This window comes from Acidovorax sp. LjRoot38, from assembly GCF_964252975.1.
Classification (GTDB): Bacteria; Pseudomonadota; Gammaproteobacteria; order Burkholderiales; family Burkholderiaceae_C; genus Acidovorax; species Acidovorax facilis.
On record NZ_CAXUPT020000010.1, the window covers coordinates 147,894 to 170,243 of the forward strand.

The 22,350-nt window shown below is 63.6% G+C and carries 32 protein-coding genes; 4 read left to right on the forward strand and 28 right to left on the reverse strand.

All coding sequences use genetic code 11. From position 1 onward, the window contains the following. Positions 1 to 20: 20 nt before the first annotated feature. The 9 genes from ACSQ22_RS18455 to ACSQ22_RS18495 all read right to left on the reverse strand — a co-directional run bounded on the left by ACSQ22_RS18455 (position 21) and on the right by ACSQ22_RS18495 (position 4,340). Positions 21 to 239: a hypothetical protein gene (locus ACSQ22_RS18455; protein WP_436131159.1), complete on the reverse strand. Its 219-nt coding sequence runs from the start codon at positions 237 to 239 to the stop codon at positions 21 to 23. Continuing rightward, positions 236 to 523 (reverse strand): hypothetical protein, encoded by a 288-nt coding sequence (locus ACSQ22_RS18460; protein ID WP_436131160.1) that lies wholly within the window; start codon positions 521 to 523, stop codon positions 236 to 238. The genes ACSQ22_RS18455 and ACSQ22_RS18460 overlap by 4 nt, the downstream gene beginning before the upstream one ends. Next, positions 523 to 2,499, reverse strand: coding sequence for a replication endonuclease (locus ACSQ22_RS18465; protein WP_436131161.1), 1,977 nt, complete (start codon positions 2,497 to 2,499; stop codon positions 523 to 525). Before ACSQ22_RS18465 ends, ACSQ22_RS18460 begins: the two co-directional genes overlap by 1 nt. Positions 2,500 to 2,503: 4 nt before the next feature. Beyond that, positions 2,504 to 2,872, reverse strand: coding sequence for a hypothetical protein (locus ACSQ22_RS18470; protein ID WP_436131162.1), 369 nt, complete (start codon positions 2,870 to 2,872; stop codon positions 2,504 to 2,506). Beyond that, positions 2,863 to 3,039 (reverse strand): hypothetical protein, encoded by a 177-nt coding sequence (locus ACSQ22_RS18475; RefSeq protein WP_369641986.1) that lies wholly within the window; start codon positions 3,037 to 3,039, stop codon positions 2,863 to 2,865. The genes ACSQ22_RS18470 and ACSQ22_RS18475 overlap by 10 nt, the downstream gene beginning before the upstream one ends. Before the next feature lie 114 nt (positions 3,040 to 3,153). After that, on the reverse strand, positions 3,154 to 3,567 hold the full coding sequence (locus ACSQ22_RS18480) for an ogr/Delta-like zinc finger family protein (RefSeq protein ID WP_436131163.1): 414 nt from the start codon (positions 3,565 to 3,567) through the stop codon (positions 3,154 to 3,156). 64 nt (positions 3,568 to 3,631) lie between these two features. Then, positions 3,632 to 3,901 carry a hypothetical protein gene (locus ACSQ22_RS18485; RefSeq protein ID WP_192421817.1) on the reverse strand — a complete coding sequence of 90 codons (270 nt, stop codon included), beginning with the start codon at positions 3,899 to 3,901 and terminating at the stop codon, positions 3,632 to 3,634. Further along, on the reverse strand, positions 3,898 to 4,101 hold the full coding sequence (locus ACSQ22_RS18490) for a hypothetical protein (protein WP_187736444.1): 204 nt from the start codon (positions 4,099 to 4,101) through the stop codon (positions 3,898 to 3,900). Before ACSQ22_RS18490 ends, ACSQ22_RS18485 begins: the two co-directional genes overlap by 4 nt. Before the next feature lie 17 nt (positions 4,102 to 4,118). Further along, positions 4,119 to 4,340 carry a hypothetical protein gene (locus tag ACSQ22_RS18495; RefSeq protein WP_436131164.1) on the reverse strand — a complete coding sequence of 74 codons (222 nt, stop codon included), beginning with the start codon at positions 4,338 to 4,340 and terminating at the stop codon, positions 4,119 to 4,121. 76 nt (positions 4,341 to 4,416) lie between these two features. Between ACSQ22_RS18495 and ACSQ22_RS18500 the strand changes: the two genes are divergently transcribed. Next, entirely contained in the window at positions 4,417 to 4,650 is a 234-nt protein-coding gene (locus tag ACSQ22_RS18500) for a hypothetical protein (protein WP_436131165.1), read from the forward strand. A gap of 260 nt (positions 4,651 to 4,910) precedes the next feature. On the opposite strand, the gene ACSQ22_RS18505 is transcribed toward ACSQ22_RS18500, so the two are convergent. Both ACSQ22_RS18505 and ACSQ22_RS18510 read right to left on the reverse strand, forming a co-directional pair. Next, positions 4,911 to 5,258 (reverse strand): hypothetical protein, encoded by a 348-nt coding sequence (locus ACSQ22_RS18505; RefSeq protein WP_436131166.1) that lies wholly within the window; start codon positions 5,256 to 5,258, stop codon positions 4,911 to 4,913. 226 nt (positions 5,259 to 5,484) lie between these two features. After that, positions 5,485 to 5,919 (reverse strand): hypothetical protein, encoded by a 435-nt coding sequence (locus ACSQ22_RS18510; protein ID WP_436131167.1) that lies wholly within the window; start codon positions 5,917 to 5,919, stop codon positions 5,485 to 5,487. 118 nt (positions 5,920 to 6,037) lie between these two features. On the opposite strand from ACSQ22_RS18510, the gene ACSQ22_RS18515 reads away from it, so the two are divergent. The 3 genes from ACSQ22_RS18515 (at position 6,038) to ACSQ22_RS18525 (ending at position 9,073) form a co-directional block, all read left to right on the forward strand. Beyond that, complete coding sequence (locus tag ACSQ22_RS18515; protein WP_436131168.1) at positions 6,038 to 6,742, forward strand: XRE family transcriptional regulator; 705 nt, start codon at positions 6,038 to 6,040, stop codon at positions 6,740 to 6,742. A 58-nt stretch (positions 6,743 to 6,800) separates the two neighbouring features. Continuing rightward, positions 6,801 to 7,844 carry a hypothetical protein gene (locus ACSQ22_RS18520; RefSeq protein WP_436131169.1) on the forward strand — a complete coding sequence of 348 codons (1,044 nt, stop codon included), beginning with the start codon at positions 6,801 to 6,803 and terminating at the stop codon, positions 7,842 to 7,844. Positions 7,845 to 8,575: 731 nt separating this feature from the next. After that, positions 8,576 to 9,073 carry a very short patch repair endonuclease gene (locus ACSQ22_RS18525; RefSeq protein WP_436131170.1) on the forward strand — a complete coding sequence of 166 codons (498 nt, stop codon included), beginning with the start codon at positions 8,576 to 8,578 and terminating at the stop codon, positions 9,071 to 9,073. Positions 9,074 to 9,088: 15 nt separating this feature from the next. On the opposite strand, the gene ACSQ22_RS18530 is transcribed toward ACSQ22_RS18525, so the two are convergent. The 17 genes from ACSQ22_RS18530 to ACSQ22_RS18610 form a co-directional block, all read right to left on the reverse strand. Continuing rightward, the gene (locus tag ACSQ22_RS18530) at positions 9,089 to 9,532 is read right to left on the reverse strand and encodes a hypothetical protein (protein ID WP_436131171.1); all 444 of its coding nucleotides are present in this window, start codon (positions 9,530 to 9,532) and stop codon (positions 9,089 to 9,091) included. A 1-nt stretch (position 9,533) separates the two neighbouring features. Then, positions 9,534 to 10,277 (reverse strand): hypothetical protein, encoded by a 744-nt coding sequence (locus tag ACSQ22_RS18535; protein WP_436131172.1) that lies wholly within the window; start codon positions 10,275 to 10,277, stop codon positions 9,534 to 9,536. A 106-nt stretch (positions 10,278 to 10,383) separates the two neighbouring features. Then, on the reverse strand, positions 10,384 to 11,502 hold the full coding sequence (locus tag ACSQ22_RS18540; RefSeq protein WP_436131173.1) for a hypothetical protein: 1,119 nt from the start codon (positions 11,500 to 11,502) through the stop codon (positions 10,384 to 10,386). Then, entirely contained in the window at positions 11,465 to 12,994 is a 1,530-nt protein-coding gene (locus tag ACSQ22_RS18545) for a DNA cytosine methyltransferase (protein WP_436131174.1), read from the reverse strand. Before ACSQ22_RS18545 ends, ACSQ22_RS18540 begins: the two co-directional genes overlap by 38 nt. Positions 12,995 to 13,151: 157 nt before the next feature. After that, a complete protein-coding gene (locus ACSQ22_RS18550; protein WP_436131175.1) occupies positions 13,152 to 13,298 on the reverse strand; it encodes a hypothetical protein in 147 nt (48 codons plus the stop codon). 117 nt (positions 13,299 to 13,415) lie between these two features. After that, positions 13,416 to 13,631: a hypothetical protein gene (locus tag ACSQ22_RS18555; RefSeq protein ID WP_436131176.1), complete on the reverse strand. Its 216-nt coding sequence runs from the start codon at positions 13,629 to 13,631 to the stop codon at positions 13,416 to 13,418. 78 nt (positions 13,632 to 13,709) lie between these two features. Continuing rightward, positions 13,710 to 14,732 carry a contractile injection system protein, VgrG/Pvc8 family gene (locus tag ACSQ22_RS18560; protein WP_436131177.1) on the reverse strand — a complete coding sequence of 341 codons (1,023 nt, stop codon included), beginning with the start codon at positions 14,730 to 14,732 and terminating at the stop codon, positions 13,710 to 13,712. Further along, positions 14,729 to 15,172 carry a phage tail protein gene (locus ACSQ22_RS18565; protein WP_218384583.1) on the reverse strand — a complete coding sequence of 148 codons (444 nt, stop codon included), beginning with the start codon at positions 15,170 to 15,172 and terminating at the stop codon, positions 14,729 to 14,731. The genes ACSQ22_RS18560 and ACSQ22_RS18565 overlap by 4 nt, the downstream gene beginning before the upstream one ends. 9 nt (positions 15,173 to 15,181) lie before the next feature. After that, complete coding sequence (locus tag ACSQ22_RS18570; protein WP_436131178.1) at positions 15,182 to 17,722, reverse strand: phage tail tape measure protein; 2,541 nt, start codon at positions 17,720 to 17,722, stop codon at positions 15,182 to 15,184. A 30-nt stretch (positions 17,723 to 17,752) separates the two neighbouring features. Beyond that, entirely contained in the window at positions 17,753 to 17,917 is a 165-nt protein-coding gene (locus tag ACSQ22_RS18575) for a hypothetical protein (protein ID WP_436131179.1), read from the reverse strand. A 40-nt stretch (positions 17,918 to 17,957) separates the two neighbouring features. Further along, complete coding sequence (locus tag ACSQ22_RS18580; RefSeq protein WP_187736458.1) at positions 17,958 to 18,074, reverse strand: GpE family phage tail protein; 117 nt, start codon at positions 18,072 to 18,074, stop codon at positions 17,958 to 17,960. A gap of 8 nt (positions 18,075 to 18,082) precedes the next feature. Continuing rightward, positions 18,083 to 18,442: a phage tail assembly protein gene (locus ACSQ22_RS18585; protein ID WP_436131180.1), complete on the reverse strand. Its 360-nt coding sequence runs from the start codon at positions 18,440 to 18,442 to the stop codon at positions 18,083 to 18,085. A 67-nt stretch (positions 18,443 to 18,509) separates the two neighbouring features. Continuing rightward, complete coding sequence (locus ACSQ22_RS18590) at positions 18,510 to 19,019, reverse strand: phage major tail tube protein (RefSeq protein WP_218300072.1); 510 nt, start codon at positions 19,017 to 19,019, stop codon at positions 18,510 to 18,512. A 39-nt stretch (positions 19,020 to 19,058) separates the two neighbouring features. Next, positions 19,059 to 20,255: a phage tail sheath protein gene (locus ACSQ22_RS18595; protein WP_436131181.1), complete on the reverse strand. Its 1,197-nt coding sequence runs from the start codon at positions 20,253 to 20,255 to the stop codon at positions 19,059 to 19,061. A 32-nt stretch (positions 20,256 to 20,287) separates the two neighbouring features. Continuing rightward, entirely contained in the window at positions 20,288 to 20,956 is a 669-nt protein-coding gene (locus ACSQ22_RS18600) for a hypothetical protein (RefSeq protein ID WP_436131182.1), read from the reverse strand. A gap of 17 nt (positions 20,957 to 20,973) precedes the next feature. Then, on the reverse strand, positions 20,974 to 21,678 hold the full coding sequence (locus tag ACSQ22_RS18605) for a hypothetical protein (RefSeq protein ID WP_436131183.1): 705 nt from the start codon (positions 21,676 to 21,678) through the stop codon (positions 20,974 to 20,976). Continuing rightward, the gene (locus ACSQ22_RS18610) at positions 21,679 to 22,341 is read right to left on the reverse strand and encodes a hypothetical protein (protein WP_436131184.1); all 663 of its coding nucleotides are present in this window, start codon (positions 22,339 to 22,341) and stop codon (positions 21,679 to 21,681) included. Between the last annotated feature and the right edge of the window lie 9 nt (positions 22,342 to 22,350).

The following is a 22,350-nucleotide window of genomic DNA, read 5'->3' on the forward strand; positions in this document are numbered from 1 at the left end:
GATTTCCTTTCTGTGGTCTGTCAGGCCACCAGCTGCAGCTGGGCCTGGGCGGGGTTGGTGGTGGGCGCTGCGGGCTGACGGCGGCGGCGGCGCGGCTTGGTGGCATCGGCCAGGCGCTGGCGCTCCGCGTCGAACACGGCGCGCAGGTGTTCGGGCGTGGTGCCAGCCTCTGGCACGTAGCCGCCCTGCAGCGGGCGCTGGTAGCAATGCACGCGGGGTTCAGTGCGCTTTGCATTCATGGGTTGCACTCCTTTCGGTCGGTGGTGGTGGGTTGGAAAAGGTCGGCGCGCGTGATGCGCACGGTGGTAAGGGCGGTCAACAGGTCGGGCAGCAGCTCGGCCGGTGTCTCCAGCACCTCGCGTTTCATCTGGTCGCGGGCGGCCTGGCTGTCGCCCATGTCTTCGCTGCGGCGGCACGCTGCCAGCAGCACCTGGGCCTGCAGCGGGGTGGGCTTGCGGCCCGTTTCGGCCATGCCGCTGCGCGCCTCGGTGGCGGTGGTGTGCTTTGGTGCCTGTTTTTTCATCAGTGCCACGCCTCGGTGGACTGCATGGCGCGTAATGCGCGGAACCGGGCCACCGTTTCAGGGGTGCACCAGTCCTCTTTGAAGTGCGGGCTTGGGGGGAAAAGCTCCCTCGCCAGCTCGCCCGTGATGCGGGCCGTACAGTTATTGAAACCAGTCCAAGCGCGCGGCAAAGCCGCGCGGGCCGTGGCTGTGCCGTCGCCCTGCGCTTGTCCTGCTGCAGCTGTGCAATCCGCCGCATGCGCGGCATGGGCCGCAATAGCCACCTCATCCACCACAGGTGCCCAGGCAATGCGGCGGCTCACCAGCCAGCGCCCGCACATGCGCCCGCGCTGCGGCTGCAGGCCCACGATGCGGCCCACCTTCACTTCCTCGCCATACTTGTTCACCTGGCCCGCCTCGGGCGTGCGGTGGGCTGTGCGCAGGTGCCACTGCTTGCGGGGCAATGCGTGGCCGCCCATCGCCTCCATGAAGATGCGCCAGTCCGCCCGAATCTCCCCACGCCGGTGGCAGGCACTGAAGGCCCGCACCGTGGCCCGGTCGCCCTCCTGCGCAAATAGATCCAGCTGGTCGCTCGATACCCGGCGCAACTCGCGCCACACCGTCACGCTGGGCATGCCGATGGTCTGAAACTGCCGGATGCCCCAGTGCGCCGCCCAGGCGTCCACGCGCTGATGGCCAGTCGCTGACTCCTTCACGTCCCACTGGTCGGTGTGGCCGAAGTCCATGGCAATCTGCTGGCCGTTCACCACATCCTGGTGCTCAGCCAGTGCAAGGTGGCCCACGCTCTTGGCGATGTACTTCGCCACATAGCCTGCGGCGCCGCCCTTCACCATGCGCTTGATATTCACGCGGTTCTCGGCCGCGCCGCGTTCGTCGCCGTCCTCGCTCAGCCAGTAGTGGCGCACCTTGTCTTCAGCGGCCTGTGCGCTCGCTTCATCCTCTACCCATATCAGCGCATGCCAGTGCGGCGTGGCGTCGTGGTGCGGCTCCGCCACGCGCAGGCCATACATGCGCACGCCCTTGCGCGCCAGCGCGGCGCGAAACTTGGCCCACTTGTTACATAGCCACCGCTGGCCATCGCGCGGCGTGGCGCCGCGATACTTCTTGTTGGGGATCGGACGGCCACCGCTGCCCAGCTTCACCGGGTGGAACCTGCTCGGCAGCGTCAGCGTCAGGAACAGGCCCACATGTGCGCGCGCGTCGGCGTATTCCTCCGCGCCTCTGATACGCGTCATCAGCTCGCCACCGCGCACGATAGGGTTGGCCGTGCCCAGCTGGGCCAGCTCACGCAGCGTGTACACCTGCCCGGCCTCATTGCGGAACAGCGTGCGGCCCAGGGCCTCGGCATTGCGCTTCACCTGCGCCTTGCGGCGCGCCAGCCCGTCGCGGCTGATGTAGCCGCCCAGCCTCACGTGGACACGCCCCATGCCAATGTTGCCGCCCTCAACCACACGCGCAACATGCACGCGCAGGCGCTTGCGCCACCACGCGGCATCCTGTGCCCGCTTGATGGCGGGCTCGCCCGTGATGGGCTTGTCCTCCACGATGCCCGCGCACCGCACCAGCAGCCGGATGCTGTCCACACGCTCTGCCAGGCTGGCGCCCTGGCCAATGGCCAGCGCATCCAGCTCGTCGGCCTCACCCGCCAGCTTGTTGGCCATCTCGCAGATTTCGTGGTCGTCAAGATTCCACATGGCTGCGGCGCCAAAGCGGTCTTCATACTGGGCAATCGCCTGCAGCATGTCCCACGCCTGCGCCCACTCGGGCGGCTCCTGCAGCCATTCCCGATCCGTCTTGTTCGTGGCCAGCATGGGCGGCACGGCGGGCGCCAGACGCTCGCGCACTGCAGCCTGCCAGCTGGCAGGTGCACACCGGATCACGCGCTCCAGGTGCCCGCGCGCCATGTGCAGCGTGGGCTTGTTCGCGTTCCATTCCTTCAGGCTGCCGTTGGGCAGCTTGCGCGGTATCGTGGGCACGGCTCTACACCCGCGCTGCAAGGGCAGTCAGGCCACCCAGGTGCTTCTTTGCATCGCGCACCACACCGCGCAGCTCCTCGCGCTCAGGCGGCGGTAGCTCTTGCCAGTTGCGGTCGGCCAGCGTGTACAGGTGCTCCACGTCCGCACCAATGCCGGCAATCATCAGCAGCGACACGCGCCACATCACCGGCAGCCTGCGCCACTCCCGCGATGCCGCGTCGCAAAAGCGCCCATTGCTCGCGCTCTGCGTCATCTCGTCGCGCAGCTTCATCAGCTGCGCCAGCACGTCCGCCGGCGGCGGCACGGGCTTGGCCGCAGGTGGCGCTGGTGGCTGCAGCAGGTCCATGTCAGGCGCAACCAGTCTCAGATGCATGTGCGCCCCTTCTTCACAGGGGCGATGCCAAATCCGCAGCGGCCCCCGGCCAGGCGCTCTGCCAGGTCAAACGCCTGCCGCGTGGCTGCCTGCCGGTCAGCGGCCAGCAGGTGCTGGGTCATGCGCTTGCCATTGGCCGCGCGGTAGGTCATGGCGTAAAGGCTCATCGCGTCCTCTCAGGTTTTTTGGGCAACAGAAGTCCCCGCCTGGCGTTGCCGCCTTGCAAAAAATCGGGGTAGGGGGTGATGGGTGCCGCTGCTATTCAGCGGCTGGGGCGCTGTCTAAGACGTGTCGGCGCCGCCTGCGAAAAGGTCGCCCGTCACGGGTAGGGTGAACCGTGCTTCATGCGCCGCCTCGCCCGCGTTGTCCAGCAGCACGCGCACCATGTCGCGGCGTACGTGGGTGGATAGCGGAATGTTCACCTTCGGGTTTGGCGTGGCGCCAGGGTTCAAAAGCCGAACAATTTCCGAATTGACAACGAAGCAGCAGCCGCACTCAACATTGGTGCACTGGTAGAAGGTTTCAAACAGCGTCCGCGACACGTGGTAGCTGGTGCGTATCTCTGCCTGCGCATCACACATCGGGCAGGGGCGGCGAGTGCCTTCGAGCCGCAATTTGCGTCCCTGGTGGCTGGTGCGCTGGCGCGCCGGCCTGGCCGCCTGCAGCGCTTCGTGCTCTGCGTTGGTGTGCAACATGCTTTTCCCCACGGTCATCGTGCTGGCGCTTATCAGCGGCTCTTGAGCGGCTATTTGCAGCCCCTCACTGCGTCGCCGTGCCGGCGCCGCGCTCGGCCAGGTAGCCTTCCAGCCCGCGCAGGTAGATGCGGCGCATGAAGCTGGCCGCGCTGCGGTCCTCACTGGCAGCCAGCTCGCGCGCCTGCGACAGCTCCTCGGGCCACAGGCGCATGCCCGTCTGCTCCATCCTCTTCTTGGGCTCGGGCGCTACAGGCTCGGCCAGGCGGCCCGCCGCGCGGTTGGCCGCCACCAGGGCCTTGAAGCTGTGCGGGGTGTTCTTTGCGGTCTGCATCATGTTCTTCCTTGGGTGTTGTCAATCGCCAGCTTCGGGCCCGGCTTGATGCCCGTCATTTCGTAGACGCTGCGGTCTATCTGGGTGCTGATTAGCAGCTCAAGCACCGCTGTGGTGGTGGGCAGCCTGTACGCCTGCCGCAGCAGCTCCAGGTGGTGCTCCATTTCGGCGGAGACTTCCACCAGGATTTCTGTGGTCTGCATGAACGCATTCCATGGCGTCAGCAACGCACACTGTTGCCCACGGTGGCCGCCTGCGCCATTCCGCCCAGGCCCAGCTTCTGCAGCTCCTTCTCGGCGGCCAGCAGCGCCATGTTCTGGATCAGCGTGGCCTTCTGCACGCCCAGGCGGTCCGCCAGCACGGCCAGCAGAACATCGTCGGCCTTCTTGAAGCGCACGGTGTGCCGGTAAACGCGGCGCTGTTCCTTGTTGTCGTATGCCATTGCCAAAACCTCTTACCCGCCGCTATTGGCGGTGTGTACCATCGCGTCAGATGGCGTATTGATGAATGGGGGAGTAATGAAGAAACCACAAGTTGGGCAGGTTCTCGCCACGCGCGATGGACATAAATTCCAGGTAGCTGATGTCAGCTCCACCCATGACGCTGACGACCCGGACTCCGACCCCAGCGGTTTTATGGTGTACCTGGCTCCAGTCGATGGGCTGCATGTCGTTGTCAGCGCCTGGGACGATGAGGGCCTGCTTGACGCGGAATTTGAGGAGTGGTGCCGCATCAATGGCGTCAGCTATTGAAAACGTCACCCGCTCACCTCGCGTACTCCACACGTATGGCGATGGTCGCCGCTCGTTTTGCAGTCTGTTGTGGCACAAGTAGAACAAGTGGTCAGGTTTGCCGATAAGGTCTCTGGCTAGGAACACTCCGAACTCACTGCGGGGTGGCGACGCTGCGGCCTTTGTGTCTCTGCAAGTGGTCGCAGGCAGTGCCGCGAGTGCTTTCGCATTGCGCAGCAGCTGCAGTTGCCTACGCTCTGGCTGGGTGGTTGAAGTCGCTTTCATGCTCTCACCCCCGCCATGGGCCGAAACTCCACCGCCCCCACAAACACCCCCAGCAGCGGTGCCAGTTCCAGCGCCTCGCGCTCCGAGAACTCCACCGGCCTGCGGTTGCCGCTAAACACCAGCTGCCCGGTGGTCGCGTCGGCAACGCTCAAAAAGGCCCACACCGGGCGGTCAGCCGCCCCCACGCTCTGTGCCAGCAGGTAGCGCGGCCCGGCGTCGGTGCCTGGGCCTGCGCCCGCTATCTGCCCCAGGCGCGCACCCAGCTGTGCGCGGCGCTGGTCCAGCAGCCTTTTAGCGCCCTGGGTGCGGCGCTGGGCACGCTTCAGCTCAACCTCGATTGCCATTGCCTGACTCCCCGTCAAAAATCTTCCATGTAGCATGGTGTTTCTTACCGTGATAACCAACGCCGAATGACACACACCAACCCAACGCAAATCTTTGAACCCGGCTCGCGTGAGTTCGTCGCCTGCACATTCCCGGTGCCCACTGATCCAGTTCTGAACGTGGGCGACATCCTGTATCTCGGGTCTGGCAAACGGCGCGTGCGTGTGACAAGCGTTGAATACATCCTCAACCTTGCGAAGGAGCCGGACCGCAACCAAGTACCGCGTGCTTCGCTGGCAAGTCGGTGCGTGTACACGGCCGAAGCGCCTCTGGGATAAGGGCCAGCACGGGGGCGTAATCCACGGCTCTCACAAACTGCCCTACATCCACTCCGGCGTCATGCATCGCCATGCTGTGCATAGCGCCAATGCCCGTCACGTCAATGCGCACCTGGGCCGTGGGTTCGATTGCGCGCAGACAGTTGATGAGTACCTGTGCGTCATGCACCCAGCGCTCTACCGGCAAAGCATTGCCGTCTCGTGCGGGGGTGATGTGTACGGACACCTTGCCAAATGCGCCGGGATCTGGGCTGCCAACCAAGGCCGCCAGCGCATCCGTGAGCCGCGCCTTGCAGGCGTCGAACCCGTTCCAGTTGCGCACGGGTTTGTCTTGATCTGCCATTGCCAAAACCTCCTATCCGCCATGCGTGGCGGTGTGTACCATCGTGGTAGATGGCGTTAACTGCTGGTGCGCCGAATCTTACGGCAATTTTCTGCCGGTAACAAGCAAAAATCTGCTGATGCCTGAAAAAAAGAAGCAAGAAAGCGCTAGTCGTTCGGAAATCGGCTTGCGAATGAAGGAGGAGCGAGAGCGCCTTGGTCTCAAGCAGGCAGATTACGGCCGGTTTGGTGATTGGCCGGTACGAACTGTGAGCAGTTGGGAGGCTGGAAAAACGACGCCGAAGGCTGAGTTCTTCGCGGATGTTGAGCCGCTCGGCCTCGACGTGAACTACATCATTACCGGCCGCCGTAATACAAAGCCTCCTACTGGCCCAGCAGCTGCGCCCGCGGGAGACGCCGACACCATCCGTATCCCCCTGTTCAGCGCCACCGGCAGCATGGGCAAGGGCAATGACCTCATCACCGAAGACGTGCTGATGGGGGACATTCCGGTTTCGCGCCACTGGTTGGCACTCAACGTGCCCCGGTCCCGGCCCGAAGCGCTGCAGCTGGTGCACGCCTACGGCGACAGCATGCTGGGCACCCTGAATTCAGGCGACTTCGCCATCGTGGATACCGACTGCCAGGTGGCAGACATCGACGGCGTTTACGTGCTGCAGGCCAACGGCCAGCTGTTCATCAAGCGCGTGACCCGCCGCATGGATGGTGCCCACGTCATCACCAGTGACAACCCTAGCGTGCGTACTGTGGATGTGTTGGATGGAACGCAGCCTGTGCGTATCTGCGGGCGGGTGGTTTACGGTTGGAACGGACGGCGGTTTTAGACTGATCGGCGGTGTCTCGCTCGTGCACCGGACAGCTGGTCACATAAAAGGAGGGTAAATGGCGAAGAAAGAAAATGTTCAAAGAACAATCAGCTATCGACGCTGTGTTGCGCAACCGAAGCAAGCGCAAACGCTGCAACAGTTGGTAGGAGCGGCGCTGAGTGCAAAGCCCAAGCCGGCTGATCGGCTTGAACCACTAAACGCGCAAAGCTCTGAGCTGCGCTTCATCGGGCACTTCACCACCGTCAGCAATTGTCTATGCGGATACCTCACGGCATTCGAGCGGGGCGCGACTCAACCAGTGATCGATGATGATCCGAGCGCAGCGAGCCTTCGGCTTAGCATGTTGGCACCTCCACCAGCAAGGAAAGGGGGCGTCCAACAGCAATACGTGCCGGGTGTCGTGTATTTCGCCATACATAACAATCATGTAGCCGTGATCCAAAGCGCGACGATGAGAACATCCTCATTAGAGTCGCATCTGAGCTGGCTTCTGAAGGAGCGCACAAACCAACTGCCAGCTACGGTGGCTTTCGCACTCTCGGACGAAGCTCAGAAAGCTACGCGAGAAAAGATCAAGCGCTCTCATGTGAAACGCATTTCCTTCGGCCAGCCGCTCATGTCTGAAGTTGAGGTACCGCCACTCCCTCAGGACTTGACACAGTCGCCAGCCAGCTCAACACTTCCGAAGTCAAAACAAGCTAAGTCTCCCAAGAAATTTCGTCCAGGGGGGCCGGCTCTTGACTTGCTGCGAGGTTTTTTCACCGACGACGCTGCATTTGAAAGCCTAGGGCTGGATGGCGTATTCGATGGGAACCTTGAGTTGTGGATAGAAATCCGTTATCCGAAACGCAAGCGGACCAAGCCTGAAGATTCCGCAGCTCTCATGGATACTCTCGGGGTAACCCTCAGAGATGTTGAGTCTGACCAAGTCATTCTAGAACTTGAGGACGGAAACACGGTCAAAGGACAGGAGTTGAGAATTTCGTCCAATATTGACATTTCAGTCCTTGCCAACAAGCTACCCGATGAGCAAAAGCTCTGGGATGGAATGGTCTCTTGGCTAACTGCACAGGTTCAAAACGGGGTTGTGGACCCTTAGAACGAGATGCTAAAAATTTTACGGATAGGAATACTTCTGTTAAGTCCGCTGCTTTTCGGAGCGGCATGGTATCTCCTGCCCGCTCTGTTGGCATCTGAAGCAGTCCGTTGGTTGTCTGCCGTGTTCACAGCTGTATGGGGCCTTGAACTCTTGTTCTTTCGACGACTTAGCGAGGTGTCGGCGGTTTCGGGTCTTAGTACCCGTGAACATGAACGACTCGCTATGAGACTGGCCGCCATACGCAAGCGCGTTTGGTGGATTGGCGCTATCGGGCTTGCATGCTCGGCACTCAATTGGCTTCTGGCTATGCTTGAGCTACCGGCATCATCCCCACTCTACGCTGCTGCCGTTGGAGTGCTGTTTGGGATCAGCGTGTCTTATTTGGTGCTTGTTCCTGTTTGGTTCAACGAATCGCAGTCTTTCATTGACAAAGTCCGCCTTCAAGCTGAAACGGAAAAACGTAGACAAGAGGTACTCAAGGGCCTTAAGGGTTGACTGGGTACCGTGCGCCCCAACGGCGAGCTTGTCTTTTCGCAACGCTGCGCTGTGGGAGAAATTATGTAACTAGCCTGCGTGCGGGCAGTTTTCGGTCCATCACTACGCACGATCCGGAGTTGCAAAGTCTCGGCGCTCTATGTCTATTGCCGGGACCGAAGTGCTTTCTCGATGGCATCGCCGCGCTGCAACCCACCTAGCAGCCCAAGGCGCAAACCAACTTCGTTCCCCTCACCATGACTGACGTAGTCTCGCCAGCGGTACGCAGCGCAATGATGGCGGGCATCAGAGGCAAGAATACAAAGCCTGAAATGCTGGTGCGCAAGGCCTTGTTTGCCGCTGGCTACCGCTTTCGCCTGCACCGCAAGGATCTCCCTGGCAGCCCCGACATCGTGCTGCCCGGCCGCAAGGTGGCGATCTTTGTGCACGGCTGCTTCTGGCACGCACACCAGGGCTGCAGGCTGGCAAAGCTGCCTGCTACCCGGCCCGACTTCTGGCGCGACAAGCTGGGCCGCAACGTGGCGCGCGATGCGGCTGCGGTGAGCACACTGCGCCTTCAGGGCTGGCGCGTGCTGGTGGTGTGGGAGTGCTTTATTCGGCAGCAGCAGGAGTTGCCATCCATTGCCGCCGCTATATCGGACTGGATAGAGCAGGGCGCCGGAGCCGGTGAGCTTGCAGCACCAGCGGTGGCGGGCGCGATGCCAGTTGCTGGCCAGCGGCCTTCCACAGAGTAGTGTTACCGCCCGGGATCACGCACCCGCAGCGCTGGTCCGCTCAACCTTGGTCTTGAATCTCTCCAAGCTTTCGAACACGCGCGTGGCGCGGTCTATTGCCTTGTGCGGCTCGTCACTTTCCAGGTCAACATCCAGCCTATAGTCGGCCTCCACCCGCTTGGCCTTCATTTTTGCGAGTGTCTTGCTGATGTATGCGGCGTCCTGAAAGCCCGGCCGGATTACCTTTGCCGTGCTGGCGTAGGCAGTGATTCGGCCAATCAGCTGGGAGTGCAGGCCCTCTCCGTCCAGCCTGGTGGTCTGGCTTTCCAGATATGGCGAAATTTCATCAGCCACAGCCAGAAAGGCAGCGTAGTAGGCACGAGAGACGGCAGACCTTGCATGTGCCTCGCATGCCTGCGCTTCGGCCTCAGCTGCAAGCTTTTCTGCCAGGGCGAGTATCTGGGTTGGGGTGACTGCCATGTCAGCGGCACTCGAATGCTACGTTCAAGCGCTCTGGCGCCCAGCTGGGTAACGCGCTGAGCTTCTCAGCAAGCTGGTATTCAAGCGAATACTCTAGATCGTCGTCACCATCTATGTGCAGAGCGATCAGAACAGAGCGGTTGCCTTCGTCAGCGCATGCTTGAATAGAGTACATCGTCGGAGCGACGTTATGGGTTCTCGCAACCTCATAAGCGATGTCCAGTTGTGCTTCCACATCAGCGAAGTCGATATCGGCTTCGGAAATAGATTGCATGTCCTCCTGAATAGACGACAACAGCTTTTCTACCTTCGCGTTTTTCCGATTCAGTCGCACCAGCATGTTCTCAGCAGCCGCGTAGCGGCCCAGGCAAGACAGTTCGTAGGCGATGGGTTCGACAAAATCCGTGTCCTGCTCAGCCTTCGCATACGCGTCCATGAAGCAGGCCACAGCCTTGGCCGACTCTCCGATCCTTCGGTAGATCATGCCAACGTTGGCAAAGGCAGCTGCGCTCGTGTCCAGCCTCAAATAGTTGGCGGCATATCGCGCGGCCTCCGCTGCGTCGTGATTGAGCACTGCGAGCAGGGCTTTGCCTAAATAAGCCGGCGTTGGATCAACAGGCAGCAACTTGTCCACTTCATGGGCCAATCTCCTCAAGGTGAATTGGTCCACCGCCTCTTCGGATTGGTACGCGGCTCGCAGCTCATCAATGAGTTGGCCGCTGATCTTGAGGGGCTGGCGGGACATGGGAAAGGAGTGAAATCTGGGAGGTTAACAATGCATCATAGCGTTTCATCCGCGGCGGCAATGGTGTGGGCTGCACGAACACGTCTGCAGCCCCAAGCGCTCAAACCTATTCGTCCGCAGGCAGTGTGATCTGGATTTCGGCTGGATCAAAGTCAAAGTAGCCCGGCTCGAACGAGAGCGAGTCCACGTTCACCCCGGCGGGTACGTCGGCCAGTGAATCCATCACCGCCTGCAGCCGCGCCTTTACGTCGCGGGCCAAACGCATCTGCGCGGTTTCTTCAGTCACGTTGTACAGGCGGTAGATGTCGTACGGCACACCGCTGCCAAGCGCGTGGCGGACCTCGGCGGTGGACAGGTACATCCGGGTGGAGAACGGGCCTGATGTGCTCTTTGCGTCAGCGTGGCGCAGCTCGCCGGTAGCCATGGTCAGGCTGAAGTCGTAGGGGGATATGGCGTTGATCTGCGATGTCCACTCATGCGACGCGACTCCGTGCGGCGCGTCTGATTCCAGGTAGAGCTTCAGCAGCTCTTCGCCCAGCTGCCCGTTTCTAGCGGCGGCTTCCTTGGTGGACTTGAAGGCCTCCGGGCTGATGCCCTGGCGGGGCAGCAGCTTGTTGACGCGTTCAATCGCGTCTGCGTCCCCACTGCCAATCTCTTCAAGCACCACCGGGTCAAGCCAGTTGCGGATGGGGTGCTGGGCTACCGGCTGCGCCTCTTCAATGGCTGCCTGCAGCGCATCTTCCCCCAGTGCGGCCATCGAATCGTCCGCGCTGGGCAGCATCTTGCTGAACACCTTGTGCAGGCCTGCGTCCTGCGGGTTCTTTGCCGCCACCAGCACCACCTTCACCGAGTCGGGCAGGGCATCGCCGCCAAACTCCATCACGGCAAAGTCGCCTTCCACAAACTGGCCGTAGCGGCCGGGCTCTTCGTCCGGGTCGTGCACAAACTCGCCATTCAGGCGAAGGTTCTTGGCGTCGATCTTCACCTTGCGCGCAAGCGAATGCGCTGGCGCCAGGCCCGGCCCAAAGAACACCAGGTCCACGTGCGCCGCCTTCTTTGGCAGCGGCTCCAGCAGGCTCTTGAGTGCAGGGAAAAAGCCCTCGCCCTGCATCACCTTGGTGTCAAGGTTGAAGCCCTTCTGCTTGGACTGCTGGTGGCTATTGAAGTGGGTCTTGAAGAACGAAAGGTCAGAGTTCTTGAGCTTCTTGAGTGCCAGTTTCCGCAACTTTGTTCTCCACGATCAGACTGAAAAGATGGGTCGCGATGGCCTTGGCCAGCAGCGCGGGCACGGCGTTGCCAATCTGCTTGAACGCCGGGTTCATGGAGCCAGACAGCACAAACCCGTCTGGGAAGGACTGCAGCCGCGCTGCCTCGCGCACCGATATCGTGCGCGCCTGTGCGCTGTCGTAATGGATGTGCGAATACCCGTCCTTGCCCAGGTGGGCCATCAGCGTGCGGGCGGGTGCGTCCGACTCCATCTTGCGCCACTTGTTCGGGAACTTGGCGGCATCGTAGGGCGGCACGGTGGCGTTCCAGATTTCCTGGTACTCCTTCGACTTCTCGCCCAGGGCCTTGCCCGTCTTGGCGCGCCGCTCGGCAATGCGCTCCTCAAACAGCGCCACGGCGTGCTGGTGCGCCTCGGGGTACTGGTCACCGGGGTTCATGCGCTGAAAGATCGCGTAGTCGCGCGGCAGATACCGGATCACGTGGTCCTTGATGCCTTCGTCGTTCTCAAAGCCGGGCCATGCCCGCATGCTCTTGGCATAGGCATTGAGCTTGCTCTTGGGGTAGGGCGCCACGGTGTCAAAACGCCGGGCACCTTTCTTGAGCTTGCCTTCCAGGTGTTCGGTGATGACGGGCAGGTCCTGCAGCGCGTCGCGGGCTGTCACCGCAGGCAGGCACTTTGCCTTGTCGGCCTTGGGCGGGTCGATGAAGAACGCATGCTCATCAAACATGCCCCGCTTCACCGTCTGCAGCGCCACCTGCCGGGTGCCTTCGTAGCCCTTGGGCATGTTGATCCAGTGCGTGGGGTTGGGGAAGCTGATGCGGTCCACCGCACACGCTGCCACCGCCACCAGAAACATCCGCTCCCGCATCTGCGGCACGCCGAAGTACACGGAATTGAGCAGCGTGTACCCGCAGCGGTAGCCCATGTCGGTCAGCAGCTCGCAGGTTTCCTCGGCAACGTTGTGGCCGCCATAGTTCAGCACGTCTGGCACGTTCTCCATCAGGATCGCCAGCGGCTTGAGCTTGTTCACGTAGTGCAGGTAGCGCAGATACAGGTTGCCGCGCGGGTCCTTCAGGAACGCCTCGGGGTGGTCTGCCACCTCGCGCAGCTTGGCGCGGCCCACGCGGGCAAATGCCTGGCAGGGCGGGCCGCCCACGATCACGTCCACATGGTTTTCCGCAGGGCCTGCGTAGCCAAACGACTGCAGCAGCTCTTCCGGCTCGATGGCGGTGATGTCCTTGGCCTTGGCGTGCACCTCGAACAGCTCGTGTGGCAGGTCAGACAGGAAGTTCATCGCATGCGACCGCGCCGCATCGGGGTCAAACTCCACGGCGCCAATGGTCTTGAAGCCCGCAGCATCAAACCCCAGCGACAGGCCGCCGCACCCGGCAAAGAGGTCCAGCGTGCGCGGGGCGTTGCCGGCCAGAATGCGGGCATGTTTCATCCTGGCAAGCGCATCAGGAATCGGGGTGAAGTTGCGTTCGCTCATGTCGCTTTTTCCGGTTCGGTGGAGAGGCCAGGTATTTTTCTGCCGTTCGGCTGTAGGGTAACAAAAAAGGCCGGTTCCGGCCCCGAGCTGTTCCAGCAGCACAAACGATCTTCGCGTCGAGTGTACTGTGAATTTGCACAGTGCGTCCGCGGCGCACTCAGCCAGCTTGCAATGCACGGGTTTCCAGCTCCATGCGTGTGGTCAGGCCGTTGTCGCCCAGGGTGTGCGTCAGCTTCACTACCAGCCATGTGGTGGCGTCGATCACATCCTTGAACCCCTGCAGAACCACCGGTGTTTGCGGCATCAGTTCAGGCCGGCCGAGGGCCAACAACACGATGGTGCCATGCAGCCAGCTTGCCCCGACGCACAGCGTCGCGCAGCAGCTCATTCACGCGGGTTTTGCCAGCCCGTGCCGCTGGCCTCAACCGCGAACGTTATCCAGTGCCTGCAGCGTTGAGGCTTCAACCTGCTCGCGTGCCTTATCGGCGGCGGCAAGCAAAGATTCTGTATGCAAAGGGTTCGGTATTCCCCCTAGCGATACTCTTTCGACATCGGCCAAGACAACCTCCATTGCATCAAGCCACTGTTGGTAGTGGATGGCCGCTTGACTGTCGAGCGCTAATTGTGAGTTCACCATGTGTAGATATTGCCGATTTCTGCACACTACTTCTGTACGCTACCGAACATGTCTGGTCGTCATTGGCTAGGTGCTTGCCTAGCTGCCGCTTGCGCGGGTTTCCAGCTCCATGCGTGTGGTCAGGCCATTGTCGCCTAGGGTGTGCGTCAGCTTCACCACCAGCCACGGTGTGTCATCAATCACATCCTTGAACCCCTGCAGCACCACCGGGGTTTGCGGCATCAGCTCGGGCCGGCCGATAGCCAGGGTCAGCTCCATGGTGGCTTTGCCGCGCTCGATGCGCCCGCGTTCTGCCCGCGCGGCGGCCATGGCGTCGGCCTCGCTGCCGTAGGTGTCTTTCAGGCGCTTTTCGTTTTCCTGCTCGCCGACAAGCACGCTCTTTTTTTCGGCCGCGTTGGGGTCGTGCCAGTACGCCCGCACCCCGCTGTAGGCGTTGCGGTCGGCGCTGTGGTAGCGGTGCTGATCGCCATCGGCCCGGATGATGGTGATGGTTTCCAAGTCGTCGCCGTTGGCGGCGCGGGTAGAGCCGATGGGCTTGAACACCAGGCGGCCTTTCTTCACCGTGGCCACAGCGTCGTGCTTCTTGGCCAGGCGGGTGAGGAAGTGCAGGTCACTCTCGCGCGTCTGGTCGATGTGTTCCACCGGGGTCTTGGTCAGGCTGTCGTCCATGCGCAGCTGCAGGCCGTTGCGCTTCGCAATGTCGCCCACGATCTCGCCCAGCTTCTCGCCATGGTAGCTGCGCTCCGCGCGGGTGCGCAGCTCGCGCCGCATCTCGGCAGATCGAGCGCGAATGCTGATGGTGTCGGGCGTGCCGCTGTGTTCCACCTCGTCCACGTCGAACGTGCCCTTGTCCTGCATGCCGCTGCCTTCCCAGCCCAGGGCCAGGGCCAGCTCGGCCCCCTTGGCAGGGATGCCCATGCGGCCGTCGCTGTCGTCAATCACCAGGTCCAGCTGGTCGGCTTCGCCGCCTCGGGCTTCTGTGAGGGTGAGCGACACCAGGCGCGCCTCCACCTTCTTGGAAATGTCCCGCCCGTCCACCACCAGGGTGAACGTGGGCGCGCGGTGCAGCTGGCGGGTCTGTTGGTAGTCGGGCGCCATCATTCCCACCACTCCCACCAGTCATCCACCGGCCACGGGTCCACACCGCCCGATGGCTCGGCGCGCTGGTCATCCACGGCCGCCAGCTGCAGGTCGAACTCGATGCGCCGCGCGGCGCCGTTGTCGATCAGCACGGACCGGGTTTCGGTCAGATTCTCGATGGTCCAGGCGCCGAACACTTCGCCCGCGCCTGACACCAGCGCCCAGGCCTTGCCGCTGTCGGCCATCTTGCGCAGCGCTTCCAGTGAGCGCATGGAGCCCGCGAACTCAGGCGCCAGCACGCCCGACAGGTTGATGGTGTCGTCGCCCAGGCCCACAAACTGGCGTGCAGGCCTGGCCCCCACGCGCGAGTTGCTGGGGTGGCGCCAGGCCGTTTGCCGGCGTAGCTGATCGGTGGGCAGGGTCTGCAGCCCGAAGGTGAACTGCCCCAAAGAAAACAGCATGTGGTGCTCCTACCCGTCAATGTCGCTGTACTGAGAATTCACGCGCGATCGGTCGGCGTTCTTCTGCCGCCGCACCTCATCCGCCACGGCTTTGGCGAGTGCGCTTGCATCCATTCCGGGGGCCGCATGCACGGTGATGTAGAAGTTATCCCCACCACCCATTGGCGCCCCCATGCCTGCACCGTGTGCCATCAGGGGCGCGCGGCTGTCGATGCGCAACGCAGCGGCGTCGGCCGCCATCGGCATGGTGGCGGTAGCCGCCGTGGCCATGGCCAGCGCCGCAGTGCGCACGGCGCCCTGGCCGCCTGCAATGCCCAGGGCCGTCCCTTCGCTGATCCAGCCGCCGTACTGCATGAACACCTTGGACGGCGATGCAATGCCCAGCTTCTCGCGGAACCATCCGCCCACGGCATCGGCCACGCCCACGATGGCGTCGCGCACGGCCTGCACGCGGCTGGTGATGCCGTTCACCAGGCCCTGCATCAGGTCCGCGCCCGCTGTCATGAACCGGTCTTTCAGGCTTACGAGTGTTTGCCACAGGGCGGCGGCGCCTGCGGTGGCACTGGCCCACAAGGCCGAAGCCGCGCCCGCCAGCTGCTGCCAGATGGCGAGCAAGAAGCCCTTCACGGTGTCCCATTTGCGCCAGATCAGGAAGGCCGCCGCCGCAATGGCCGCGATCACCAGCACGATGGGGTTGGCCAGCAGGAACAGCGCCACAGCGCGCAACGCGCCCAGCAGGAACCCCAGGCCCGACACCAACAGGCTGGCGGCCTTGCCGACACCCGGCAACAGGAAGGCCAGGCGGGCCAGGCCAAAGCGAAACAGCAGCAGTGGCCCCATCACCGATGCGTAGGCCAGGCCGATGGCCCCCACGGCGGTGGCACCAATGGCAAGCACGGCCACCACGCGCAGTGCCCATTTCACGGCGGTCTGGTTTTCGCGCGTCCATGCGCCCACGGCGTTGGCCATGTCGCCCAGCTTGCCCACGATCAGCACCAGATCGGGCGCGATGGTGGCGCCCATGTCCTTGAGCATGTTGGTGAAGCTGCCCTGGGCGGCCTCTACCGAAGCGCTCAGGGTCTTGAGCTGGGAGTCCACGCGCTTGCGCAGATCGGCCTGGGCTTCCATCTTTGCCACCACCTCGCGGTAGCCGTCCAGACCCTTTTCCATCAGGGTATTGAGCACCTGATGCGTTTCCGCGTCGTCGCCGTAGAGCTTCTTCAAGGCGGCGATGCGCTTTACGTCACTGTCCACGCCCTTGAGCTTGTCCAGCTGCGCGAACAGGTTGTCCAGGCCCGCGAATTTGCCGCCCTTGGTGGCGAAGTTCAGCTCGATGCCTTCGCCCGCCAGCATCTTGTTGGTCTTGGCCAGCTTTTCGGCATCCAGCGACAGCTGCACCACCTTGCGGATGGCGTTGCCCGCGGATTCCCCGGCCATGCCGGTCTGGTCCATCATCACCAGCAGCGGCGCCAGCATGTTGCTGGCTTGCAGGCCTTTTTCCCCCAGGAAGGGCATCACCGCGCTGATTTTGGTGAAGCCCTGCAGCATGTTGGTGGGGTCCACACCCAGGTAGAAGGCGCGCTGGATGGTGTCCATCAGGCCCATCATGTCGCCCTCTGCCGTCTGTGTGGCGTCCTGCATCTTGGCCGCAAACTCGGCCGCCGCCGTCACTGGCATGCGCAGCTGGATGCCCAGGTATGCGGCCGACTCACCCAGGCCGCCCAGGATGGCCTTGGATGCCATGCCCTGGCGGCGCAGCATGGTCATCATGTCGATGAATTCGGCGGTGGTGCCGGGCAGCCTATCGCCCAGGCGCGTGGCCAGGTCCACGATCTGCTGAAACTCCGGCCCCACCTCGCCCGCCTTGCCCATCATGGACGCGCGCAGCTGGGATTCCGACACCTCGGCAGGCATGAACGCGCCCACCACAGAGCGCAGCGGCCCCGCCATCTTGTTGCCACCGGCCATCAGGGCAGCGCTACCGGCGGCAATCATGCCGGTGTGCATCATTTCGTTGCCGTGGCGCTTGCGCAGCTCGGCCAGCTTGCGCTGCTGTTCGCCGTTGGCCTTGAGCTTGGCCGTTTGCTGGTCGATGGTGGAATTGGCCGCTGCAATGTCGGTGCGCAGGCGCTGCGAATGGCTGGCAAGGTCGCGCGTGCTGATGCCTGCGGCCGCCAGCTTGGTGCGCAGCTGCTGCAGCTTCATCTGCTGGGTATCGTGCTGGTTGCCCAGCGCTGCAGCTTCTCGCTTGGCCTTCTCAAGCTCCCGCGTCATGGCCCGTGTGGGCTCGGCCGTCTGGCCGTACATGCGCGCCAGTTCGCCCACCCGGCCCCGCGCCTGGGCGAGCTTGGCGGCCGTGTCGTGCAGCTCGCCCTTGAGCGTGCGGAACTCGCCCACCTGGGCTTGCTGGGCGTTCAGTGCCTTGAGGCTTTCTTTGGCGGCCTTGAGCGCGCGGGCCGCGTCGCGGCTCCCTTCACTGACGCGCTTCAATGGCCCCAGGGCGCGGTCCACGAAGTCGAGGACAACGCGCAGGCGCAGGTTGTCAGCCATGGCGGCCCCCAAGGCCGCCAGTGCAGCGGATCAGGCGGGGAAGTCTTTGCCCAGGATGCGCCGGGCCTCGGCCATGTCGGCATCGGCCGCGCGGTCGCGCGCCAGTATCCACACGTACACGGGCAGCATGAACACGGCCAGGGCCGCAATGGCCAGGGCCGCAATCAGCAGGTACGCAAGGGCGGTCAAAAGCATGGTTCATTCTTGCACATCCAAAGGCGCAGGGGTGGCGGGGTCATTCCTGGCGCTCGTGACGCTCGCGCGCCCGCTCGCGCCACTCCATCAGATCGGCCACGCTCATGGGGTCCATGTCGGCGGGCCGCCAATGGAACACCAGGGCCAGGTCGGCCATGGCGTCCTCTACTCGGGCTGGAACGCCTCCCACTGCGCCTTCGGCACCAAAAAACCCACCACCTCCGTTCCCAGACTCACAAGGTCGGCAGGGTCCATGGTGGCCACTTCTTGTTTCAGCAGGGGCGGCTCGGTCACACGGGGCAGCAGGGTTTGCAAGGCCGTCACGTTCATCTGCAGCACCTCCACCAGCGACAGGCCGCGCAGGGCGCCCGCGTTGGGCTTGCGCACCTGCACGTGCGTGATGGTCTGGCCGGTGCGCTGAATGGGCGTATCCAGCGGGATGCCCACGGGGATGCCGGGGGCGGCGATGGCGACAGAGGGGGCGGCCGTAGCGGCGGCGGTGGTGTTTTCGGGCTGGGTGTTCATGGCTATGGATCAGGAATAGGGGGAAAGGGGCGCGGCCCGCTCGGGGCAGCTGCGGTGGTGCTGGTGGTCAAACGCCCAGGGCGGCGCGCACTTCGGCCAGGCGGTCCACGCCGTTGACCATTTCGACCATGTTCACGGCGTCGATTTCGATCAGCGTTTCGCCGTTGATCGACAGCTTGTAGTAGCTCAGTGCGGCCTTGTACTTAATCGCCGTGGCTTCGCCAGCCTTTGCGCTGCCAGGGTCGATTTCCACGAAACGGCCGCGCATGACGATTTCCAGCGAGTCCACGTTCTCGCTGTCGTCGCCCTGCAGCGCACCGGCAAAGCGCAGCAGCACGCCATCGTGGCGCAGCGTGCCCCAGCTGGTGAACAGTTCTTTCATGTACCCGGCGGCGGTCAGCTCGGCTTCCAGGCCTTCCATGCCGTGGTCGGTCTTCACGGGGGCGTTCATGCCGCCGCTGCGGTAGTCCTCTGTCTTGCGGGCCAGCTTGGGCAGGCTTACTTCGGGCATTTCGCCCACGAAGTTGGTGCCATCCACAAAGGTGGCGAAGTTCTTGATCTTGCGGGGCAGTCCCATGGTGTTCTCCTGTGGTCAATCAGTCGGGGTGGTGGGGCCTTATTCGCCGGTGCCCACGCGCAGGGCGAAGTCGGCGTAGTAGCGGTCGGTAATGCGCTGCTGAAACGTGAGGTCTTCCAGCGGCGGCACGGGCGTGTAGTCGTAGTCCAGCGTCAACTTGCCGTTCTTGAGCGTGGCCGACACGTTCACCTCCTCGTCGTACCAGGCCTGGCCGTTCAGGATGTAGCCCAGGTTTTTCAGCTCGCGGAACTTGGCGTTGATGCCTTCCAGAATGTCTTTCACCAGGCTGGGGTGCAGCGGCTTGTCCACCGCCCAGAAGTGGCCCTCGGCCATGGTGTCGGCCAGGATTTGCGCTGTGCGCGTTGCGCTCTCGAACGCGAACAGCTCGTCGGTGGCGCAAGTGCGCGAACCCCAGAAGCGGAACCCCTGATTGCGGATCAACGTGGTGATGCCCGCGCCGTTGAGCAGGCCCGCATCGGTGTCGGGGTTCTGCAAGTCCCAGAACACATCCTTGCTGATGCCTAGCACGCCGTTCATGGGCACGTTGGAAAGCGTCTTGTGCCAGCCCTGCTCGGTGTCGATCTTGGCGCGCAGGCCCATGGCGTAGGCCACGGGCGAGGCGTCCACCACAACGCCGGTGCCAGGCGTGGCAACCTTCACGCGGGGCCAGATCAGCATCAGCTCGCGGCCCTCGAAGTTCTGGCGGTAGTCCATCACCTCCGACACGTCTTCACCGTAGCCCTCGGCATAGACGAAGGCGCGCAGCTTCTGCGCCACGGCCACCAGGGCAGTGGTCACTGCCTGGGTGTCCAGGCCCGGCGCGCCCAGGATGCGCGGTTGCACGCCCAGCTTTGCCTTGGCGGCCAGCAGCGCCTGCATGCCGGTGTACTGCGAGCCCACGGCCGTGCCGATCACCTTGCCGTTTTGGTCGGTCAGCTTGGCGGCAGCGTCTGCGCCCTCGCCATCGGCCACGCGCACCACCACGACGATGGGGCGGGCTTGGTCGCGGATTGCTGTCAGGGCCCCGCGCAGGGTGCCCAGCTCTCCAGCCTTGGCAATGGCGGCGTCCACCTTGGTGACCAGCACCGGGGTGTTGAGGGGGAACGCGGCGGCGTCCGCGTCGCTGGCCGTGCAGATCAGGCCCAGCACCGCCGTGGAAATGATGCGGATGTTGCGCTGGCCTTCGTTGATTTCGACAACGCGCACGCCGTGGTGATAGTTTGCTTGGGTAGCCATGTGGTTCTCCTGTGTTTCGCGAAAGATGGGGGTTAGGTGGTCGGCTCGGGTTGGGGGTCTTGCAGAACGTCGGCGGCGCGGCCGTTGGCCAAGATGCCCGCCAGCTCCAGCGCTTGCACGCCGGCGGCGGTGGCTGGGTCATCAAGGTTCACGAACGTGGCCAGGGTGAAGCGGCGCATCCATGCATCCATGGCGGTGCTGGCGCGGGCGGCGGCTGTCATGGCCTCCCACTCGGCCGGGGTGAACCGCTGAATGAACTGTTCGTGCGTGAGCAGGCGCGGGGCAGGCACATGCACCGCATCGGGCGCCCAGGTGAAGGCCCGCACGGCCGCCGCATCGGTGAGGGCGAGCACGGCAGCTTCTGCCGCGTCGCTGCTGCGGCGCACGGCCTCGCGCTCGGCCAGCACGGTGGCCACGTCCGCCAGCTGCGCCCAGCCCGCTTTCTCGCGTTCTCTCGCGCGCTCCAGCTTCCAGTCGGTGCTGGCCAGGTGCGCGGCGGCCTCGGCCTTGATGGCGGCAATGCGGCGGGCCTGCACACCCGCGAGCACCAGGCGTGCCACACCCGCCTGGGCGTCGTATTCCACGGCCGCCAGGTCGCCGTCGAAGCCCTCGGGCGCGTCCACCAAGTGGTAACCGTTGGGATCGTCCGGGGTGGTGGTGCCGATGATGGCGCCGTCAATGATGATGAGTTGGGTTTTCATGGGGGGCGGTCGCTTTGCTATGCGATCAGGTAACGGATTTGCGAGGCGCCTGCGGCTGTCGTAGTCCGGTGCCCCACGCCCGCTACCCGCACGTACCTGTCAACGTAGGCTGTGCTCGTGGTGGAGTAGGTATCAGCGCCCGTGCCCGCGTGTGAGGTCGGGCCCGCTGCGGAAATCTTTTGCTGTACCAACACCACGCGGGTGCCGACTGCTACGCCTGGCGGCATGACCAGTGTTGTTGCCCCGTTGGTGTGCTCTACAGCCAGCGCGGAGATAGCGTTGCGCCCGTTTGCAGATGCCACCAGCAGGCCCCATGCGGTTTCATGGTCGTACAGCGCCACGCGCGCGGCGCTGCTGGCTAGCAAGGCACCAGCTGCTGTTGCATTCGCAAGCACCGCAGTCATGGCGGTTTTTGAGCTGATCAGGGCAGCGCGGCCGGTGTCGCTGTCGCGCAGGTGGGCCAGCGCGGTGGTGCTGCCCACCACGGCCGCCATGGCGGTAGCGCTTGTGCAAACTGCGCTGGCGCCCACAGCGGTGGCGATCAGCCGCTGGTAGGCCGCCAGGTTGGCATCGGTCGCCAGCCAGGCTTCCAGCTGGGCGCCAGTTGGTGCCACAGTGGCGAAAAGGTAATCCAGTGCCAGGCCATTGCCGTAGAGCTGGCGGAACTGGCGGCGTAGCTCGAAAGCTTCGCCGTAGGTTGGAGCGATCAGGGCTTCGGACATTTACACCTCCACGACTGCATAGCCACTCACCCGGCCCGCGCCGTCATAGGCGTAGGTTGTGGTGCGGGTCTTTCCAGCCAGCGTTTCGGCCACGGTGTTGACACGTCCGGCCGCGTTGTAGGTCAGAACGGTGGCGCGCACGCCCTGCGGCAATGTCTCTGTGATGCCCGACACCCGGCCGTTCCCGTCATAAGTGACGGTGGACGCGCTGGGCCTGGCGGTTGCCAGCGCGATGGCGGCGGCGCGGGCTGCGGCCTCGGCCGTGACTTCCGCAGCTCGCGCCGTGGCTTCGGCCTGCACGGCCACGGTGATGGCTTCGTTACGTGCCTGGGCTTCGGCGTCCATGGCATCGCCAATTGCCGAATCCATTTGCGTTTGCGTGGCCAGGTCGCCCACGTTGCCAATGGCCGCTTCCAGTTCGTCGCGGCGCTGGCGCAGCTGCACAAGAATGGCGTTCACTTCGGCCATGGACGGCCCCACCAGCGTGTCGATGCGGGCCAGGCCAAACCGGGTCAGTTCATCGACCACGCCCTGCATGTCGGCCCGGCGTTCTTCCAGATCGGCAATGCGCGTGTCGATATCACCAAAGACGCCATTGAAGAAGTCCTCGGACAACGGCGTTTGGCCGTCGCGCATGCGGTAGGCCTCGAATCGTTTTGGCATGTCGGCCCC